17 protein-coding genes and 1 tRNA gene are annotated in these 18981 nt (G+C 37.3%); 5 read left to right on the top strand and 13 right to left on the bottom strand.

The genetic code is table 11. From position 1 onward, the window contains the following. Window positions 1-475: 475 nt before the first annotated feature. Window positions 476-2317 (bottom strand): hypothetical protein, encoded by a 1842-nt coding sequence (locus tag ACLCDL_RS04150; protein ID WP_423147008.1) that lies wholly within the window; start codon window positions 2315-2317, stop codon window positions 476-478. 676 nt (window positions 2318-2993) lie between these two features. On the opposite strand from ACLCDL_RS04150, the gene ACLCDL_RS04145 reads away from it, so the two are divergent. Then, entirely contained in the window at window positions 2994-3437 is a 444-nt protein-coding gene (locus ACLCDL_RS04145; protein ID WP_423147007.1) for a hypothetical protein, read from the top strand. 93 nt (window positions 3438-3530) lie between these two features. Here ACLCDL_RS04145 and ACLCDL_RS04140 read toward each other — a convergent pair whose 3' ends face one another. The 8 genes from ACLCDL_RS04140 to tilS all read right to left on the bottom strand — a co-directional run bounded on the left by ACLCDL_RS04140 (window position 3531) and on the right by tilS (window position 11191). Then, entirely contained in the window at window positions 3531-4742 is a 1212-nt protein-coding gene (locus tag ACLCDL_RS04140) for a phage integrase SAM-like domain-containing protein (protein WP_423147006.1), read from the bottom strand. Between the two features lie 153 nt (window positions 4743-4895). Further along, window positions 4896-4970 (bottom strand) — tRNA-Val (locus ACLCDL_RS04135). A 97-nt stretch (window positions 4971-5067) separates the two neighbouring features. Next, window positions 5068-5580 (bottom strand): glutathione peroxidase, encoded by a 513-nt coding sequence (locus tag ACLCDL_RS04130; RefSeq protein WP_423147005.1) that lies wholly within the window; start codon window positions 5578-5580, stop codon window positions 5068-5070. Window positions 5581-5845: 265 nt separating this feature from the next. After that, on the bottom strand, window positions 5846-6328 hold the full coding sequence (locus ACLCDL_RS04125; protein ID WP_423147004.1) for an RrF2 family transcriptional regulator: 483 nt from the start codon (window positions 6326-6328) through the stop codon (window positions 5846-5848). Window positions 6329-6384: 56 nt separating this feature from the next. Next, window positions 6385-7089: a precorrin-2 dehydrogenase/sirohydrochlorin ferrochelatase family protein gene (locus tag ACLCDL_RS04120; protein WP_423147003.1), complete on the bottom strand. Its 705-nt coding sequence runs from the start codon at window positions 7087-7089 to the stop codon at window positions 6385-6387. A gap of 52 nt (window positions 7090-7141) precedes the next feature. After that, the gene (locus ACLCDL_RS04115) at window positions 7142-9241 is read right to left on the bottom strand and encodes a nitrite reductase (protein WP_423147002.1); all 2100 of its coding nucleotides are present in this window, start codon (window positions 9239-9241) and stop codon (window positions 7142-7144) included. Between the two features lie 131 nt (window positions 9242-9372). Then, the gene (locus ACLCDL_RS04110; protein WP_423147001.1) at window positions 9373-9855 is read right to left on the bottom strand and encodes a hypothetical protein; all 483 of its coding nucleotides are present in this window, start codon (window positions 9853-9855) and stop codon (window positions 9373-9375) included. Beyond that, window positions 9845-11191, bottom strand: a complete 1347-nt coding sequence (gene tilS / locus ACLCDL_RS04105) for a tRNA lysidine(34) synthetase TilS (RefSeq protein WP_423147000.1) — start codon at window positions 11189-11191, stop codon at window positions 9845-9847. The genes ACLCDL_RS04110 and tilS overlap by 11 nt, the downstream gene beginning before the upstream one ends. Before the next feature lie 88 nt (window positions 11192-11279). On the opposite strand from tilS, the gene ACLCDL_RS04100 reads away from it, so the two are divergent. Then, a complete protein-coding gene (locus ACLCDL_RS04100) occupies window positions 11280-13502 on the top strand; it encodes an OstA-like protein (protein WP_423146999.1) in 2223 nt (740 codons plus the stop codon). A gap of 4 nt (window positions 13503-13506) precedes the next feature. Here ACLCDL_RS04100 and rdgB read toward each other — a convergent pair whose 3' ends face one another. Together rdgB and ACLCDL_RS04090 are read right to left on the bottom strand one after the other, a co-directional pair. After that, window positions 13507-14085 (bottom strand): RdgB/HAM1 family non-canonical purine NTP pyrophosphatase, encoded by a 579-nt coding sequence (gene rdgB / locus ACLCDL_RS04095; RefSeq protein WP_423146998.1) that lies wholly within the window; start codon window positions 14083-14085, stop codon window positions 13507-13509. Further along, window positions 14085-14606, bottom strand: coding sequence for a hypothetical protein (locus tag ACLCDL_RS04090; RefSeq protein ID WP_423146997.1), 522 nt, complete (start codon window positions 14604-14606; stop codon window positions 14085-14087). The genes rdgB and ACLCDL_RS04090 overlap by 1 nt, the downstream gene beginning before the upstream one ends. Before the next feature lie 226 nt (window positions 14607-14832). On the opposite strand from ACLCDL_RS04090, the gene ACLCDL_RS04085 reads away from it, so the two are divergent. From ACLCDL_RS04085 to ACLCDL_RS04075, 3 genes are all read left to right on the top strand, one after another. Beyond that, a complete protein-coding gene (locus ACLCDL_RS04085) occupies window positions 14833-16191 on the top strand; it encodes a peptidylprolyl isomerase (RefSeq protein WP_423146996.1) in 1359 nt (452 codons plus the stop codon). A 6-nt stretch (window positions 16192-16197) separates the two neighbouring features. Further along, window positions 16198-17160 carry an AAA family ATPase gene (locus ACLCDL_RS04080; protein ID WP_423146995.1) on the top strand — a complete coding sequence of 321 codons (963 nt, stop codon included), beginning with the start codon at window positions 16198-16200 and terminating at the stop codon, window positions 17158-17160. A gap of 335 nt (window positions 17161-17495) precedes the next feature. Beyond that, complete coding sequence (locus ACLCDL_RS04075; protein ID WP_423146994.1) at window positions 17496-17876, top strand: response regulator; 381 nt, start codon at window positions 17496-17498, stop codon at window positions 17874-17876. Here ACLCDL_RS04075 and recO read toward each other — a convergent pair. Further along, window positions 17873-18595 carry a DNA repair protein RecO gene (recO, locus tag ACLCDL_RS04070; RefSeq protein WP_423146993.1) on the bottom strand — a complete coding sequence of 241 codons (723 nt, stop codon included), beginning with the start codon at window positions 18593-18595 and terminating at the stop codon, window positions 17873-17875. The two genes, ACLCDL_RS04075 and recO, sit on opposite strands and share 4 nt — an antisense overlap. Window positions 18596-18681: 86 nt before the next feature. Beyond that, window positions 18682-18930: a hypothetical protein gene (locus tag ACLCDL_RS04065; protein WP_423146992.1), complete on the bottom strand. Its 249-nt coding sequence runs from the start codon at window positions 18928-18930 to the stop codon at window positions 18682-18684. Window positions 18931-18981 lie beyond the last annotated feature (51 nt).

Genomic DNA, 18981 nt, shown 5'->3' with positions numbered 1-18981 from the left:
AGAATCCTTTGGCCTATATACCTGGTATATATCATAAGCCTTTCTGAAACACTTAACTTGTTCATATTACAATCTAAACAGCAAATATAATGCTAAAAAAGTTAGCAATATGAGTTCTGTTGATAAATCATTCCTGAGATTATGATCCATTCTATTTAAAAGCTTAAGCTTCTAAAGAATAGATACCGACAGAACGCAAAAAATCCCTTACCGAACCAGGTAAGGGATAACTCAAGCTATATGATAGACCTTCTTTAGAAGGGATTATTTTCAACCCTTCTTTTACAAGTTATATGCCAACTGCTTTAGCTTTTAAAGAATGTATAAGGATCTTTACGGTACTGTGTAGAGCTCTAACCATTTCTTTAAAAGGTAGGATCTTAACCGAACATGTTAGCTTTTCCTGAAAGTTGGTCGACCACTTCGTATTCCTATAATAGACAAAATCCCAAACTTTTAGGAAAATGGAAATTGATCAAGCAGCTGCTTTAACTTGATATAGGATCTTCTTAATAATGTATATGTGTTCCTTTTTGTCGTTTTTGCTTTCATCTATCTCATACATCTTCAAATCTTTAAGTTGAGAAGCGCAAGCAATTTTTCGTGTTCCATTTTGCTTCTTAATACCGAGAGCATCATAAAGCCTTTGTAAAGTTTCTTTAACGTATTTCTTAGTAGGTCTATCTCCTAATTTGAATGATTCTGCTATCATTAATCTGAGTTTAGCTTCAGCGTTGCGATTGTGTTGTTTTATTAATTCTTCGTTCATTGCTTTATCATCGTATTTTAATTCCTGAATCTTCTCTGTCCCAAGTATGGGTAGTGCAAGGAAAACGGTTAAACATTCATCTTTTAACTTGTTTAGCGTATCCAGAGCTCGTTGGTGGTCGTACTTATCAGGGTTGGATTCATACTCTGAGATCAGTTCTACCACTTGCTTGTTTATCTCTTGTTTTGACTTCTTGTACCGTTTAATCGAAGGAAGATCAAAGTTCAACACCTCTACTTCGTAATTGCAGTTTTCCCATGTGGCAGTAAGAGTATTGATATTGCTGTAGTGTTCTTTACAACTCTCTTCACATATAAATTGATCTACTTTGTTATAATCTAACTTCGCCTTTCCATTTTCAAATAATGAATATGGCTTTACCATATCAAAGAATGCTTTCAAGTCAGGCATACCATCCACTGAACATTGCGCACGGTGCTGATTGAATAAATCGATGTATGATTTACAGTTGTAAAGCCATTTCTCTTGTATCTGTTCAAATCTTTTAACTTCTAAATCCATTTTATTAAAATGATTAGTAATGTGTAATAATTGATAGGGTTTTGTGTTTGATCTGCCAAGAGCTTGAAATCCTTTATAAGGTATGCCAATTAAGGAATGCGGAACGGCAATATCAGTAACAAGAATTAAGGTTGCATTGCTATCATCTTTAAGTCCCCAACCCTCATTGTACCTTACGCTATAAAAGTTAAACTTTTTATACTCACCTTCAATTGGCCTATGTTTAAAATAAACTTTCGCCTCATCCAGATTGATCATATTTTTTTCTTCATCTCTACAGTAGATGTTTACATCTGTAATACCTGAGGCCATGACAGCTTGTCCACACTCTGTTACAGAATTGAAGAATATGTGGAAATTACCAGGGAACAACTCAGGCCTACTTAAATAATAATTAAGTGCTGCTTGAACATTATCGTTCACTATCAGTTTAATTCTCCCAAACTTCTCTTTATAAGTAAACTTGTAATGTTGTAACTCCTGAAACCGAAGATCGCTAAACTTAAAAGGAGTAGCAGAGCCAATTGCTCTACTCTTAAAGTTCCAAAACTCAGGAAACGGATTTAAGATCTGTTCTCTAAATGCATCTGTTGCGTAGCAGTGCGATTCATCTAAAAACAGAAAGAAAGTGTCACGTAACCACTGCAACTTGTTTTTGTTGGTAGCTGCTGCAATCACCTTAGGAAAGCTCTCTGGAGTGCAAACAATCTTTTTATAAGGATTACCAGCTTCAATATACTGCAATGGAGTATCATTGAAAAGAAAGTCTCCTATCATCTCCGGAGTAACTCCCTCTTTTACCTGCAAGGTGTAGAGGTATGGGTATTCATCACATTTATCTTCTATAATGGGAACAGATGGAATAACGAGGAAGCTTGACCTTTTTGCATGAAATTCCTCATGCGTCATCCCAACCCTTGTTTTGCCTTTATCTATGTTGGAGTTAGTGGGTATTAATTTATCTGGAAATGCATTTTCAAATCGATCTGTTAATTTTAATTCTTTTTCAATTGTAGTTAGTGACATTAAAGCTCATCGTATAAGTAGTAAAAGCAGGGTGAATCTTGTAAAAAGCCGATGTTGATCTGATGAGGTGGCCTATCTGTGGATAGAAGTCGAACTTTTAGGAAAGTATGTACAAATAAAAAGATCAGCTAGCTATGCTGACCTTAATGCTTTACTTATACTTTATTCCAACTTCTGAAATGTTATATAAAGATACGAAAATAAAGCGATATAAAAAAGATTATTTTGATTTACAAACAGTTATGAATTTATAAATGGTTATTTGAAAATAACTGTTGCACGTATATGTAAATTGTTTCTATCTTTGTCATGGAGCCGATAGCTAAGAAATTAGCTGCCAAAATAGCTGTAAAGTTATCTCGTGCATTTGATTAATTCAACCTCGCCTTTTTAGGCAAAAAACCAAAATATATGCGAAACTGTGAATAGCAGTTTTAACGCGTCTGGGGCTTAAATAAAGTTAAGCATATTTAATTTTATAATTTTTATTGATAGTTCTGCTTATTAAGAAGTACAATTAGTAAGTATTTCTATACCGTCTACTAAATGCATGTGGTAGACAAAAAGGCGGTCCACTGCCTGGCCCATGTCTTGAAAAGGATGTGCTCGGTCTAAGTGGATAGATAGACCCAAATTGAAGAGATAAGACTGATTTCTTAATTTTTTAAACAGTTTTATGATGAATAATGTGCAAGAGACAGGGTCTCAATTAACAGCAATGCAGCAACAACGTTACGATTTACTTTACCCAATTTACGGTGAGGAATCTGAAATAATAGTAAAAAGTCTAAGTGGTAAAAGCCGTGGTTCATGGCAATCTTTTCTAGATAAGATGGAACATGTTCGCAAGGCAAAGACCTCTGAGAAAGAATACTATGCTGCATTGTATGAATCTTTCGAGTTAAATCGAGAGTATACTCCAAGTGAAGTGATTGGAATCATTGGTGAAGTTCGACGAGAAATGGGCCTTGACCTGTATATCGATAAGATTAAAATCCAAAGTGAACATGATTTCTTCCTCGTTTTTGTGGTTCGTGAGGTTCATGAAGAACAAGGCGAAGAGGGTAAAAAGAAAAAGGTGAAAGGGTACATCCCTCTGATCAAGGTTTTGCCTGAGTAATCTGATTCAGCTTAATTAACCCCATCTCTTTGTATAGATGGGGTTTTTATTATAAGCAAAAGCCTAATAAATAGCTACTCCTGTAAACAAAGCTTATTCAATACTTTTAATCACTTTTTCATTCACTTCATCAACTACTGACTGGTCGAAGGAGTCCAGGTATATATTAGTTATCCTGTTACCATGCTCATGACCCATCGCTTCTGCGATTAATTCAATGGAATATCCTAAACGTTTCGCACAGGTGGCCCAACTATGCCTTGTTACATAAGTTGTCAAATCGTCTTCTAACCCACAATCTTCACCTATTTTTCTAAGCCATTTGTTTGTAGTTTTAATCCATTGAGATATGATCTTTTTTGCTTCCATAGAATCTTCAGCTACAGATGATGGAAGGATAGGAAGTAAGTATTTGGAGTTCCTCCCCTGATATAACTTGAATATTTGAATTGCTATTGCAGTCAGTTTGATATCGTAAGTCTTATGCGTCTTTCTGCGTTTGTATATTAGTCTTCCTTTTATAATGCTTTTAGATGTAAGATATGCCATATCTGTAAAAGAAATACCAATCAGAGAGAAACTGAGTATAAAATAATTTCGTGCATGCCATTGTCTGGCATTAGTCTTTAATTCAAGTTCATGTAGTTTTTTAATGCAGTCTACTGGAACAGCACGTTTAGCAGTCCTTTCTAACTTAACCTTAACATCATGAAAGGGATAGAAAGACCTATCGATCAGTTTAGCCTTAATCGCCTTATTATAAATCGCTCTGATTGTTCTGAAATAATTATGGACCGTATTCGTTTTTACTCCATCCTTTACCAAGCTATTTTTAAAGCCTTCCAGTAAGTTATAATCAATATCTTTAAATTTGATTTGCTTATTATCTGCAAAAGTTATCAGCCTGTTGCTGGCAGTTCTATAGACTATAGCATTTCCAGATCTGTTAATAGATATTAGATCTTGAACTAAGTTTTTTGAAAATTCATTAAACGATACTTTGGAATATACTTTAGAAGCTTCAGGCTGCTCAGATAGCCTCTCTTTTAACGCTTCAAATGAAAATTCTCTGACCTCCTCCAATTGATGTATAACCCTTTGAACTTTTAAATAAGTTTCCAAAAGAGTTGGATTAACCACCGAGAAGTTCGGATGTGTCCTTTTCAATTGGGAGCTTTGCTCATCCCAATAATCTTTTTGAACACGAATACCTGTAGCAATCGAAGTATTCTTCCGATTATGAATAACACGAATAATAACAGGGTAAACATTGTCTGCTTTTGATCTTCTTTCATCTAAGATCATTTTGTAATAAACCATAAAATGAGAATTTATGGCTGAGAATTGAACGAACAGTGTACGAACAATGTACTAACATTTAGCTCCTTATTTTCACTTCCACACTGTCCTATAAAAACAAAAAACCCCTCAGAAATTAATCTGAAGGGCTTTCTTTTGTGGGAGCAACAGGATTCGAACCTGTGACCCTCTGCTTGTAAGGCAGATGCTCTGAACCAGCTGAGCTATGCTCCCTTTCCGTTTGGGTCTGCAAATATAGATTTTGGATTTATTTGCACAAAATAAAATTTGATAAATTTTCTAACTAATCCTGCAACCCCGTTTAAATCAATTATTTAAAATTTTTTACTATTTCCTCGTCCAGCGGATTTACCTTTGAACGATAGCGATGAATAAGTTTTCCATTTTCATCAATGAGGAATTTTTCAAAGTTCCATTTTATTTCGCCTGTAAAATCAGGATTTTCCTGCTCTGTCAGGTATTTAAATAAAGGAGCAATATCATCACCCTTTACACTTACCTTTTCGCTCAATGGAAAAGTAACACCGAAATTAGCCTGGCAAAACTCTTTTATGGCAGCGTTGTTTCCGGGTTCCTGCTCTGCGAAATTGTTAGCTGGGAAGCCGATAACGGTTACTTTATCTTTATATTGCTCCGCAAGCTTCTGAAGATCTGCATACTGAGGTGTAAAGCCGCATTTAGATGCTGTATTTACAATCAGTATCTTTTTCCCTTTATATTTTGAAAGATCAAGATTACCCCCGTCTATAGAAGTAACTTTAAAATCGAATATAGAATTTGGAGCGGTAACAAATAAGGTAAGAATAAATAATATAGTTTTCATTTTAATTTGTTTTAGGAATTGTTAACAGGACAGCAAACACTAAGCTTACTACTGTAAAATATAAAGTTACAAATATGTTTTTTTAATCTGCAATAAAAACGGCCAGGTAATTTCTCACCCGACCGCTTGCTTAACCCTCATCACCCAACCTATTCTTTATGCAAAAAGACATGCAGAATAATAAGGGTTTGATATAATTTTAACAATCAGAGAATCAGGATGTTTTTGAGAAGGAAAATAATAGGATTTAAGGAACAGGTTAGATTCAGAAATCTATTTTCGAAGTATCTTCAGGCTGTACTTCATTATTCAGTATACGTCCGGCAAGAATGTCTTCCCTCCTGATCATATCTGCAATACTGGTGTCGGAAAGGATCTTCAAAGTAGCATCCCTTACATCCTTCATTACGTCCCTGATGCCACAATAAGGTTCGTTGGTGCATTCTTCGCAGCGCTCGTAAAAATTTAAGCTTACACAGGGAAGCAAAGCAATAGGTCCGTCAATTACCCTGATAATAGCTACCAGTTTAATTTCTTCGGCCTTTTTTAAAAGATAATAACCTCCACCAGCACCTTTCTTACTTCCTAAAAAGCCATTACGCTTTAACTCAAGTAAAATTGCCTCCAAAAATTTCTTCGGCAGTTGTTCTTTCAGCGCAATATCTGAAATAAGCATAGGGCTTTTCTCCTCATTGCGGGCAAGTGCCATTAAGGCTTTTACTGCGTATTTTGTCTTCTTTGTAAGCAAAATCTATTAGTTTATAATCTACAAATATAAAATTTATCCCTCGCGAATTTTCCGGTCTAATTATGAAGAACGAAAAATAAAAAATAACCCATTGCAATAAAAAATACGGCTGCAATTATCAGGCCCGTTGCCGACAGATATTTGCGTTTACTTCCATCTGTAGTTGCCAGCACGTTGGTGATTTCATTTAGCTGACGCACCTTATCCGAAAAATCTCCTTTTAGCCTGTTCCTTATTATTGCCATATTATCCAGCACATCGTCCATCTCATCCGGAAAGGCTTCAATCAAAACTTCCTTTACCCTTTTTGCAATAGTTGGAGACTTTCCATTGGTTGAAATTGCGAGTTTCAAATTACCCTTTTGAACAATTGATCCCAGGTAAAAATTGCAAAGTTCCGGAGTATCGGCTACGTTGGTTAAAATCCTACGCTCTGAACAGCATTGCTGAATTTCTTTGCTGATATTTTTATCATTAATAGCAATTATTACCAGATCCGTATCCTCTAAGTCTGTAACAGCAAACGGACGTTCCTCAAAAAATATTTTATTAGCAGAAAGAAATTTCTCTGTTTGCGGCTTTATCAAGGTTCCTACCAGTTTCACTTTTGCATCAGGGCAATTTTGAAACAAAGCGCTTAGCTTTTCCAATGCTACATCCCCTCCGCCTACAACAAGTACCTTGAGTTTTTCAAGTTTCAAAAAAACAGGAAAGAGCGTATTCTGCTCTTTCCTGTTTTTTTTTTTATCAACTGTTGCCATGGCAATAAATACTTATCGTATTGGCTATCTAAGACTGGCAGCTTTTTAAACTCTAAACTTTAGCAACCAGCTGATTCTCGCGATAGTTAGAAACCGTTTCTTTTATCAAACGAGCCTGTTCCAAGTAGTAGGTAGCAAATTCCTTATCAGGTTCGTGCTGATTTATCTGGTACACAATATCTGAAAAACTGCTTGATAAGGGAATCCGGCCTGTAGCTACAAAATTTTCATCAAAATCCTTGATTATACCTGCTTGCGTATTGGTTTTTACACCTTCGCCTAATAGCAATGCTTTTGCTGTATTTACAAAAGAAGTATAAGCATAATAGATAGAATCAGCATATTCTCCAGCGTTGTATTCGTCTTGAGCTTTTTCAATTTTTTCGTCAGAGTCGAATAATAAAGTTGCAACCAAGTCAATTATTACTCCGGCACATTCACCTACACCGATAGCTGGTTTATAAGGCTCCTCCTGCTCCCAGTCTATAAAATCATCTGGTGTAACTGTTTCCTGATTAGCCAGCGGATTTAAGAGATCGTAAAAATAGATCTTTCCCTGACGGCGGTAGTACTCGTTAAACAACTCGCCTTCAAAACCATTTGTATGGTAATCGTTAAGAAGCGTTCTCAGAACCTGAGGGCCTCTTTTGCTTGGCACTTTAATTACTTTCTCTGAAGCAACGCCTGTACCGTTTCCGGTCGACCCGCCACCCAATAAAACCTGTAATGCCGGTGCAACAAGTTTACCTATTTTCATACTGGAACCATGAAGGCCTATGGCAGCTATAGAATGCTGTCCGCAAGCATTAATGCATCCGCTTATTTTTATAGTTATATCTTTATTATAGATCAGATCAGGATATTCTTCAAGTATTACTTTTTCAAGCTCACGGGCAATTCCTGTACTATTTGAAATACCTAAGTTACAGGTATCTGTTCCGGGGCAGGAAGTAACATCGGCAACACTGCCATAGCCAGGAGATGCAAGCCCTAAATAATCCAGTTGCTCAAAAACATACGGCAGGTTTTCCTCACGAATAAACCGTAACATGATGCCCTGTGCAGCTGTCATCCGGATATCATCTGCTGCAACATCCCGGATAAGTGCTGCAAGCTGGCGGGCAACAGGAGTTTTAATGTCTCCATTTTGAATTTTTATCCCTATGGCTACATATCCTTCCTGTTTTTGTTTAAAAATATTGGTAGCCAGCCATTGTTCGTATTTCAGTTTATTAGCAACCTCCGCTGTAAAAATCTTATCCGGTATCTGTACTGCCGGCATTTCACGGTTTATTTTATAAACTTTATTTTTTAATGCCAGGCGTTCTTTTTCTGCCAGTTCAAGCAAGGCTTCCTTTCCAATATCCTGGATCAGATACTTCATTCTCGCTTTCATTCTGCGGGTACGCTCACCATAGCGATCAAAAACTCTGATTATTGACTCTGCAAAAGGAATTATTAAATCCTCATGCATAAATTCTGTAATCTCCTCAGAGATATAGGGTTGTGCACCCAGTCCGCCACCAATAACTACTTTAAAACCCCTTACTTCCTCGCCATCCAGGTACTTTACTTTGGGGATAAAACCAATATCGTGAATGTATGTAAAAGCAGTATCTTCTTCAGATGAAGAAAATGCAATTTTAAATTTACGGCCCATCTCCTGGCAGATAGGGTTTCGTAACAAATATTCAAAAAAACCACGGGCATACGGAGTTATATCAAAAGGCTCTTTCGGGTCGATTCCGGCAGTTGGCGAACCCGTAATATTTCTAACTGTATTTCCGCAAGCCTCCCTAATTGTTATTTCGTCCTGTGCAAGCTCTTCCCAAAGTTCAGGAGTACGATCAAGGCTTACAAAGTGTAACTGAATATCCTGACGGGTAGTTATATGCAGGTTTCCGGTGGCATACTTATCAGATACATCGCAAATACGCTCTAATTTTTTAGTATTTAAACGCCCGTGAGGCAATTTAATCCTTATCATCTGCACGCCTTGCTGCCGCTGTCCGTAAATTCCACGCGCTAAACGTAAACTTTTAAATTTATCTTCCTGCATGGTACCCTCGCGATACATCCGAATCTTCTTTTCAAGTTCGATGATTTCTTTAGCTACCACAGGGTTTTCCAATTCGCTCCTGAAACTTAGCATACTCTATAGATATTGTAGTTTTTTACAAAATTAGTAATTTCAAATTAGTTGAGGAAGTAATTCCTCAGCCAATTGTAAATGTTTTAAAATATTTTTTGGAGAATTTTGTTTTACTTAAACGAAAAATTTAATCATTTTGCAAGCTCAGCTCTTACGGCCCGTTCCAGTTCTCCCGGGTGCTGAGTACCTATTATATATTCTAAACCATCGCGGTCTATTAAACTGATGGCTTCTTTTCCCCCGGCATAAAATCTTATTTTCCCTTTTTGATGAAGATTGTAAACAGGATTATTAATAATGTAAGAGTTATAGAGCTTTCGTTCAACTTTTACAATGCAGTTGAGATCTATTTTTACCAGACGGGTTGTCCACAAACCATCTATAATTACACTTTTATTTTTCACGGTAGTCCGGTAGTGAAGCATAAACATCATTATTACCGAAACTATTAAAATAGCTACCCCGACTACCAGAAACAAATCGCCGTTTCGCTCCCTTTCTTCTGTAATATAATAGGCGGCAAAGCAGAAAAGCGCCATTACCAGGCGAACGCTTATACGTGTATAATCTCTTCCAAGATATTGCTTTTCTACAAATACTGTGTTATTCTCCATATATATTAACAAGCTCGAATATAGTAACTTTTTCAGTAGCGGGTTTAACTTTATAACGTTCATCTATGCGATAACCTGCCACCCACATGATTTCATTGTTCCCATTTATCAGTACAGGTATCTCACTTTTAGCCAATCTTGGAATTTTAAGCCCGGTAAAAAAATCGCTTAGTTTCTTTTTACCTTTCATACCTAAAGGATAAAAAAAGTCGCCTTCTTTCCAGGAACGAACTTGAATAGGATATATTAAAAACGAAGCATCCAGAAAAGCTGCCTTCGGATCCTTAGCTATTTCTACTTCCGATGCCTGTTTATTTGTAATTTTCAATTTATTATTATTCCAGAAAACAAGCTGATCTTCTTTATTCAAAGAAACTGTTTCTGATGTTGCAGTTTCTTTTTCCGAAAGCAGAAGGTTGCCGCGATCAAGCAAAAGCCGATGTGTTGCAGATTCAAATACTTTGCCGGGCTGGGCTTCAAATGCTTCTGATAAATCTTCCAAAATGGGTTCTGAAAAATTATATTCCTTAAAAAGCTCGTACACTAAAAGATTTAAGGGCCTTAATGCTTTCAGTTTTTCAATAGAAATTACAACGCCTTGGGGAGAAGGAATAAAAAGTTCTTCTTGTAACCTTTTCACCTTTACTGAAATAAGTTCCTCGAGTTCTGCAAAGCGTTTGGCAGTGGCTGTAAAAGTTTGCTCAAGTGCAGGATTCAGCTCTTTCAGCTTGGGGATTACTTCTAACCTTATTTTATTTCTTGCATATTTGGTTGAGCTATTGGATACGTCTTCCCGATAAGCAATTGCATTCTGTTCAACTAAAGCGGCAATTTCAGCAGCTGTTAGAAACAATAACGGCCGTATCAGGAGATTCCGTTTGGGAAGAATTCCGTGCAGCCCCGATATACCCGTTCCCCTAACCAGGTTAAGCAGCATGGTTTCAGCGGCATCGTTCTTGTGATGCGCTAATGCAACATATTGATAATTAAATCTGCTCCGGATTTGTTCAAACCACTCATAGCGTAATTCCCTTGCTGCCATCTGGATGGAAATATGCTGTTCTTCTGCATATCGCTCGGTATTAAACCGGATAAAATAAAAAGGAACTCTGTAACTATCTGCAAGTTGTTTTGCAAATTCTTCATCCAGAACAGAATCTTCTCCGCGTAACTGGAAATTACAATGTGCTATACCAAAACTTATCCCGGCAGCGTTAAAAAATTCGGCCATTAAAACAGAATCTTTCCCGGAACTTACTGCAAGTAAAATTTTCTCGTTTTTACAGAAAAGTTTATTGCTTTTAACAAAGTCCAGGAAACGTTCTATGGGTAACATCGCTCAAAATTATCAATTCTGTATAAGAATAACTATCCTGATTATAACAGCAATTATTAATATCCTTTATAAAAGCTAATTTTGCAAGGTGAGAAAAATAATTTATTCACTTCTTTTTTTATTTACAGCTGCGCTGCAGCTCAAAGCCCAGCAAATACAGCAGGTACAGTTAGTCAGCTCGGAGAAGTTGAAAGGCTTTGGGTCGTCAGGACTGTTAAGAGTGATAAAACCCGTATTTTCACATGAAGGATCGACCCTTTCGTCAGACAGCGCCACCTTTAATCAGGATCGGAATACCTTTGATGCTTACGGAAATGTAGTTATTACTCAACCTAACGGAACAACCGTTTATTCTGATCTGTTAAATTATAATGGCAATACCCGCATTGCCCTGCTCACAAAAAATGTACGATTGGTTGATAAGGACGCTATTCTTACCACAGAAGCCCTCACCTATAACATGGCAACACGTGTGGGTACCTATACCGGCGGAGGGAAAATAGTAAATGCTCAAAATGTGCTCACCAGTAAAAATGGTTATTACTTCTCAACTTCCCGCGATGCTTATTTCCGATACAATGTAGAGGTAAATACGCCGCAGGCATTAATTAAGTGTGATACCTTAAAATACAATTCAGAAACTAAAATTGCTTATTTCTTTGGACCAACGAATATTATGAGCAAGGAAGACAGCACTAATTTATACACCGAAAACGGCGACTACAACACCTTAACGGATCAGGCCCGCTTCGGTAAAAATAACTTGTACACAGACGGCAGCAAAACCTTACAGGGCGACAGTTTATTTTACGATAAGCAGGCCGGATACGGCAGAGCGGTGAAAAATATAACCTTTATTGATACTGCCCAGAAAATCATTATGAAAGGTAACCTTGGAATTTACCGCAAAGCTGATGAAAGCACGTTGGTGACAAAAAATCCATACATCGTGTTAATGACACAGGATTCAGCCTCCGTAGATTCGATTTGGTTGACTTCTGATACTTTGTTCACAAAAGTGATATTGAAAAAAGATTTACAACCTTTATTTAAGGAAGAACTAAAAAAAGACACTGAACTGGAAGACCCTACCGCCGAAAGCGCAACAAACAGCACGTCAATTTCAAACACCGACACTGACGATAACGATACTTCTGCTGATGAGGAAATCAATACCAGAAAAAATGCCCGTCGGGATAAAAGAAAAAACAACAAAAAAGAAGAGCAAAGTGAGGAAGAAAACAATCCTCCTGAAAATATCGATGCAGTAACTGTTCAGCCATCGTCTGTGCCTGAAGATTCGCTTACGAATAATACTCCGGAACCAAAGTTAAAGGAAGATTCGCTGAAAACACATCCTGATTCTGCACAAACTAAAATAGTACCGGAAGACAATCCGCCGAAAACTGCTGTAACCGACAAAACAGACACTCCTGCCGTACAAACACCGGTTGCCAAAGAAAACACCGGCAGCAAAAAGAAACTTTCAAGAAAGGAAAGAAGGCGGAATAAAAACAAAAACGTCAACCAAAGTATTCCAACGGAAAAAAACAATGCTGCAACTATTCCTCCCACTGTCGTTGCAAGCGATTCTACCACAACAGACACGACAAAACTCACGCTAAAAAAAGATTCAATTAAAACCAATGCCGTTGATGACACAGCAAAAACAAGAATCATCATGGCTTATCATAAAGTAAAAATCTTTAAATCTGACTTACAGGCTAAAGCCGATTCCGCTTTTTACAGCTATACAGATTCTACTATCCGCTGCTACAGGAATCCAATCATCTGGACCCAGGGTTCGCAGCTTTCTGCCGACACTGTTTACCTGCAGCTAAAAAACAGAAAACTGGATAATATGCTGCTTCAGAATAACGGGTTTATAGTAAATACAGAAAAAGATTCAACCAAATTTAACCAGATAAAAGGCAAAGTTCTTACGGGATATTTTAAAGACAATAAAATGGACCGGATGTTTGTAGATGGAAATGCAGAGAGTATTTACTATGTAAAAGAAGACAGCGTTTACACGGGGATGAACCGCTCTGTAAGCAGCCGTATAAAAGTGATCTTTGAAAAAAACGAGCTGAAGGATATTATTTTCATCAGGAAACCTGAAATGACCTTTTATCCTATTGAAAAAATACCAAAAGACACCGAGATTCTTAAAGGCTTTATCTGGAAACCAAAAGAACGACCCAAATCTAAAGAGGAAATAATACCGGTCTTAGCTAAAAAGAAAGCTGTTAAAACTTCAAAAAAGGCACCAGCTAAGCCTGCAAAAAAAGTTAAACAGCCTAAAAAATAACGCTTTACTGCTGCAGGAGAAAACTCACCATTTTTTTGATAGCGATACCACGATGGCTAATGGCATTTTTTTGGTCAATATCCATTTCAGCAAATGTAACTGAATAATCTTCAGGCTGAAAGATCGGATCGTAGCCGAAACCTTTAACGCCTGATAATTCGTGTCGGATGTGGCCACGAACAACTCCTTCAAAAAGATGTTTCTCGCCATTTAAAATAAGAGAAATCACACTTCTGAAAGAGGCCCGGCGATTGTCAATGCCTTTAAGTTTTTGTAACACAAGAAGCAGGTTCTGTTCTGAATCCCGGGTACCGGAATAACGTGCCGAAAAAACTCCCGGTTCATTATTTAATGCTTCTACCTCCAATCCGGAATCATCGGCAAAACAATCAATCTTATATCTGTCGTACACATAACAGCTTTTTAAAAGCGCATTTTCTTCAAAAGTTGCTCCTGTTTCAGGTATATCGTCAAAACAGCCTATATCATTCAGGCTTCTTAACTGAAATTCAGTGCCCACAAGCAGTTGTACTTCCTCAAGTTTATGCAGGTTATTACTTGCGAATACCAGTGTTTTAAACATTACAATAATTTCATTTCGTTCCAGAAAACGCGTTTTTTTACCGTATCGTTTTGCATCTCTGCAAAGCTGTAAGTTGCCAGTAACTTTACTCCTTTATATTCGCTGATTTTGTTACTTACAATATCCGGCACTTCCAATCGTGAAGGATTGATTCCGAATAACACCATACTCCTGCTGGCGAAAAAAGATTTTAGCTGTTCAAAAGCGATGGCCTTGCAGGAATTGATATTTAAAATTGCCACATCTCTGAGTTCAAGTTTTTTTGCCTGGAGTATGTTTATTAATGATTCCAATTCTTTCTTATCAATAATTTTATTCTGCGGATCGTCTACCAGCAGCAACAAATACTTATTGTTTTCACCCAGATAATTGTAAAACACTTCTTCCTCTTTCTTTGCGGGAACCGTTTCAGGAGGAGATGCCTTAGCAGAAGATATTATCTCTTCCTCTTTAAGCAAATACAAATCTTCAGAAAGCAGTAAACTTAAGGCAAGATGATCGGATGTTTTTAACGAGGGCATACGCAAAAATAAGATTATCTGTTAAAAATAGTTAAATGCTAAAGCCGATTGAAAGAAAAACCTAACTTAGGCGACTAATAACAGGTACACGCGAATTGATTTTCTAAAAATCAGGGAAATAATAAGAATATCTGATATTTTTGCGAATTGAAAAAACGGCTTTGATCCGTTATTAATGCTCCCGGTCTGAACTGATATACCGGCCGGTAATTTTGAAACAGAACAAATGAGAAAGACCTTAGGGATAATTTTTATATTACTTTTAACAACATTAACACAAACTTTCGCACAATCTCAACCCTTAGACAAGATAGCTGGCGTAGTTGGCAATACCATCATACTAAAATCGGATATTGACCAGCAGTATGCCCAGGCTTTAATGCAGGGAAGCCAGGAAAATCCTGAACTTAAATGCTACATTCTGCAGCAAATGCTCACTCAAAAATTATTGGCACAACAAGCTGTAATAGATTCCGTTTCTGTTACAGAAGATGAGGTTGAAGATGAGATAAACAGGCGTTTAAGAATAATGACAAGCCGTGCCGGCGGACAGGAGCGACTGGAAGAATTCCTGAACCGGTCCGTAATTCAGTATAAGGATGAGATGCGCCCCGACGTACGCGAACAGCTTGTTGCCAACAAAATGCAGGGTAAAATAACAGAAAAAGTAACCATAACACCTTTAGAGGTTAAGCGTTATTTTGAAGCGATACCCAAAGACAGCCTGCCCTATTACAATGCAGAAGTTGAAGTTGGCGAAATTGTTATTTATCCTAAACTAACCAAAGAAGAAAAGCAATCTTTTCGTGATAAAGCCGAATCGTTGCGCCTACGTGTAAAAGGCGGAGAAGATTTTGGAACTTTAGCTCGCTTATACTCACAGGATCCCGGATCTGCTGCCGAAGGAGGCGACTTAGGGTTTATGGACAGAACTATGCTGGTTAAAGAGTTTGCAGCCATGGCCTTTAAATTAAAACCCGGCGATTTATCGCCTGTTTTTGAAACAGAGTACGGGTTCCATGTACTGCAGGTAATGGAACGCCGCGGAGAGCAGGTTAGGGCACGTCATATTCTGATTAAAACCGAACCTACCGCTGCTAGTTTAGAAAGAACCAAAAGCCACATCGACAGCATTTACCAGGATGTTGTAAACAATAAAATTCCCTTCTCTACAGCCGCCTCTTTGTATTCTGACGACAATGAAACCAAGTACAACGGAGGCATGATGCTCAATGCGGAAAATGTGCAAAGCCGAACCACTTATATTCCTACCGATAAACTTGATCCGCAGGTATTTTTGACTATAGACACTATGAAAGTAGGTACGTATAGCAAACCCGAACTTTTTACAGATAAATCAGGCAAACAGGCTTACCATTTTCTTTATCTTAAATCACGAACAGAACCGCACAAAGCCAACCTTGATCAGGATTTCCCGAAAATAAAGGATGTAGCTTTGGAAGATAAACTGAGCCGGACAGTTAGTGAATGGTTTGAAAAAAGGCGAAAAGCAACCTATATTAAAATAGCTGATGAATATCAAAACTGTTCGTCGCTGAAGATCTGGACCAGTCCTGATAAGTAAATGTAAATGTCCTATAATTCAGAAATAGAAGCGGTAGATGCTCTTAGTGCTTCCTACAATAACATTCGGAAGGAAATTGGAAAAGTAATAATTGGCCAGCATTCCGTTATTGAGTCGGTATTGATTTCCATTTTCAGCAATGGGCATTGTTTGCTGGTAGGAGTACCGGGCTTGGCTAAAACACTGCTCGTTCAAACCATTTCGCAGGTATTAGACCTCAGCTTTAACCGTATCCAGTTCACACCTGACCTGATGCCTTCAGACATTATAGGTTCTGAAATTCTGGGAGAAGAGCGTTCCTTTAAGTTTATTCCCGGACCGGTTTTCTCAAATATTCTTCTGGCTGATGAAATAAACAGAACTCCGCCAAAAACACAGGCAGCCTTGCTGGAAGCAATGCAGGAAAAAATTGTTACCGTTGGTGGCAAAACCTATCCCCTGCCTAAACCATTTTTTGTTCTTGCAACACAAAACCCCATAGAACAGGAAGGAACTTATCCTTTACCTGAAGCGCAGTTAGACCGCTTTATGTTCAATGTTTCTTTGTCTTATCCTTCTTTTGAAGAGGAAGTTCAGGTAGTAAAAAACACAACTGCAAATGTAAAAACAGAACTTAGCAAGATTTTGAGTGCCGAGCAAATACAGTATTTTCAGCAACTGATACGTAATATTCCTGTAACAGAGAATGTACTGCAATACGCCGTTTCCCTGGCAGCTAAAACGAGGCCCAACACGCCGCTGGCCTCTGCAGAAACTAATAAATTTTTAAGCTGGGGTGCAGGTCCGAGAGCATCGCAGTTCCTGGTACTCGGAGCAAAATGCCATGCAGCAATTAATGGAAAATACTCACCTGACATTGAAGATGTTCAGCGGATTGCAGAACCAATTTTAAGGCATCGGATAGTTAGAAATTACAAAGCCGAGGCTGAAGGAATTTCTACAGAAGATCTGATCAAAAATCTTTTGTAGTCTCTTTAGCCAATAATACAAATTAAGCACTGAGAAATCTTTTGTATTAATATTGTGAAGAAGAACCATTCTGAGTAAATATTGTACTTTTAGCCCTTACTTTAGAGTTGAAAAAGTTAAAATGTGTGAAGTATACATGCAAACAATTAAAATACTTAAAACATTTTAAAGCAACAGGCGTTTCAAATGGAAGGAAAATTTTCTTTAAGTATTAAAGTCAGTTTTATATCTGTAAAATCAGCAAGGGCCGGGTCCTTGAAAGAATTCCAGGAGAAAAATAAAATTAGCTATTAATAACTTATCAGGTAAAAATGTAAAGCTCTTAAGTTTAAATTATGTCTAAACGGGTAATGATTTTTGATGATGACTTGGATATTCTTTCAATATGCAGTTATATTTTAGAAGAACAGGGCTGGGAAGTACACACCTCTCCGCATTGCAATAATATATTAGATACAGTAGGCAGGGTAAAGCCTAATGTTATTCTTATGGATAACTGGATCCCCGAAACAGGCGGTATAGTTGCTACTCAGACTTTAAAGAAACATCCTGAGTTTAAAAATATTCCTGTTATTTATTTTTCGGCGAATAATGACATTCAAAGTTTAGCTAAACAGGCCGGTGCAGACACTTACCTTGAAAAGCCTTTCGACTTAACAGAGCTTGAAGAGATAATTGACGAAACGCTGAAAAAAAGCGAAAACCAGGTATCCTAATTCAATACCTCTTCTAAAATATGATGCGACTTGATCTCGTCAAACCCATCAATGTGCAACCTGTAATAGTCAAGCAATCTTTCTAAAAGAACACGTCTTTCTGTTACAGGTATTGTTATTTTCCCCAGGTTCTCAATGTTCCCTTTTACCAGTATTTCCCAGTAAGTTTTGTAGGGCTCATCCAGAACATACGGATGCGGAGGCGGAACATTGCTGTAAATCCCTTCTTTCAAATCAAAATAATTAAAATTTGAATTGGTTAAATCTGGATAAAAACCGAGGTATCGTGTTAGTTTTAGCAAAAAATGAAGATGAAAAGTATTCAGGCTCCCTTCTATTTTATCCAGTAATTCTACAGAATGAAAAATATAATCAAAAAGTTGCTCATCCGTTTGCTGATGTTTTAATGATTTGTATAAAACCTCGTTCAGAAAAAGAGTCAGCGAACTTTTTACAATATCATACGGAATATGTTGAAACAAAGGAACTTGCCGAACTTCTGCCACCCTTTGCAGGTTACCCTCCGGCTTGTGATAAACTACCATATCCAGCAGGTGCAGTGGCTGTAAAATGCTATTCCTGATTTTGGCTTTCGGTTTTTTAACTCCGTTTATTAAATAAGATTGAATACCAAATTTCTCTGTAAATATCTGCACAACCACACTGCTTTCAGAATAGTTTGTACTTTTTAATACAATACCTCGCGTTTTATGGAGCATTCTTTTTCAGGAAACTTGTAAAGAAAATGAAATTAGGAAAGAATTAAGGAATAATAAACGAAAACAAGCAGAAACAAGATATCAGGTTAATTTTCATTTTGTTCAGATTGTTTTTCAGCTTCGGCAGCCCGGTCTTCTATAATACCCTGGTATTCTACTTTCCGCATCAGGCTGTATAGCATCATCAGAAACCCAACTCCAAAAAGCAGGATTCCTAAAATCATAGCCCATCCATACAATCCCCAGTCTCTGATCTGAATTAACTTTCCCAAAAGAATAAATCCTACTCCTGCTATCAATAGAAGTAAGCCGCGGCTCATGAATTTATTTCTCATTTTAAACATATATGGCGTAATATTAAATAAAAGAGTTGATACTGTTTTTGT

It is taken from the genome of Rubrilithobacter danxiaensis (assembly GCF_047272945.1).
GTDB lineage: Bacteria > Bacteroidota > Bacteroidia > Sphingobacteriales > Sphingobacteriaceae > Rubrolithibacter > Rubrolithibacter danxiaensis.
The sequence above is the reverse complement of the archived record's forward strand: the minus strand, read 5'-3'. Positions and strand labels throughout refer to the sequence as shown.

Bases quoted from the DNA above. Each gene is read 5' to 3' on its own strand.
- ACLCDL_RS04150 (WP_423147008.1), bottom strand. From the start codon at position 2,317: ATGTCACTAACTACAATTGAAAAAGAATTAAAATTAACAGATCGATTT.
- ACLCDL_RS04145 (WP_423147007.1), top strand. From the start codon at position 2,994: ATGATGAATAATGTGCAAGAGACAGGGTCTCAATTAACAGCAATGCAG.
- ACLCDL_RS04140 (WP_423147006.1), bottom strand. From the start codon at position 4,742: ATGATCTTAGATGAAAGAAGATCAAAAGCAGACAATGTTTACCCTGTT.
- ACLCDL_RS04130 (WP_423147005.1), bottom strand. From the start codon at position 5,580: ATGAAAACTATATTATTTATTCTTACCTTATTTGTTACCGCTCCAAAT.
- ACLCDL_RS04120 (WP_423147003.1), bottom strand. From the start codon at position 7,089: ATGGCAACAGTTGATAAAAAAAAAAACAGGAAAGAGCAGAATACGCTC.
- ACLCDL_RS04115 (WP_423147002.1), bottom strand. From the start codon at position 9,241: ATGCTAAGTTTCAGGAGCGAATTGGAAAACCCTGTGGTAGCTAAAGAA.
- ACLCDL_RS04110 (WP_423147001.1), bottom strand. From the start codon at position 9,855: ATGGAGAATAACACAGTATTTGTAGAAAAGCAATATCTTGGAAGAGAT.
- tilS (WP_423147000.1), bottom strand. From the start codon at position 11,191: ATGTTACCCATAGAACGTTTCCTGGACTTTGTTAAAAGCAATAAACTT.
- rdgB (WP_423146998.1), bottom strand. From the start codon at position 14,085: ATGTTTAAAACACTGGTATTCGCAAGTAATAACCTGCATAAACTTGAG.
- ACLCDL_RS04090 (WP_423146997.1), bottom strand. From the start codon at position 14,606: ATGCCCTCGTTAAAAACATCCGATCATCTTGCCTTAAGTTTACTGCTT.
- ACLCDL_RS04085 (WP_423146996.1), top strand. From the start codon at position 14,833: ATGAGAAAGACCTTAGGGATAATTTTTATATTACTTTTAACAACATTA.
- ACLCDL_RS04080 (WP_423146995.1), top strand. From the start codon at position 16,198: ATGTCCTATAATTCAGAAATAGAAGCGGTAGATGCTCTTAGTGCTTCC.
- ACLCDL_RS04075 (WP_423146994.1), top strand. From the start codon at position 17,496: ATGTCTAAACGGGTAATGATTTTTGATGATGACTTGGATATTCTTTCA.
- recO (WP_423146993.1), bottom strand. From the start codon at position 18,595: ATGCTCCATAAAACGCGAGGTATTGTATTAAAAAGTACAAACTATTCT.
- ACLCDL_RS04065 (WP_423146992.1), bottom strand. From the start codon at position 18,930: ATGAGAAATAAATTCATGAGCCGCGGCTTACTTCTATTGATAGCAGGA.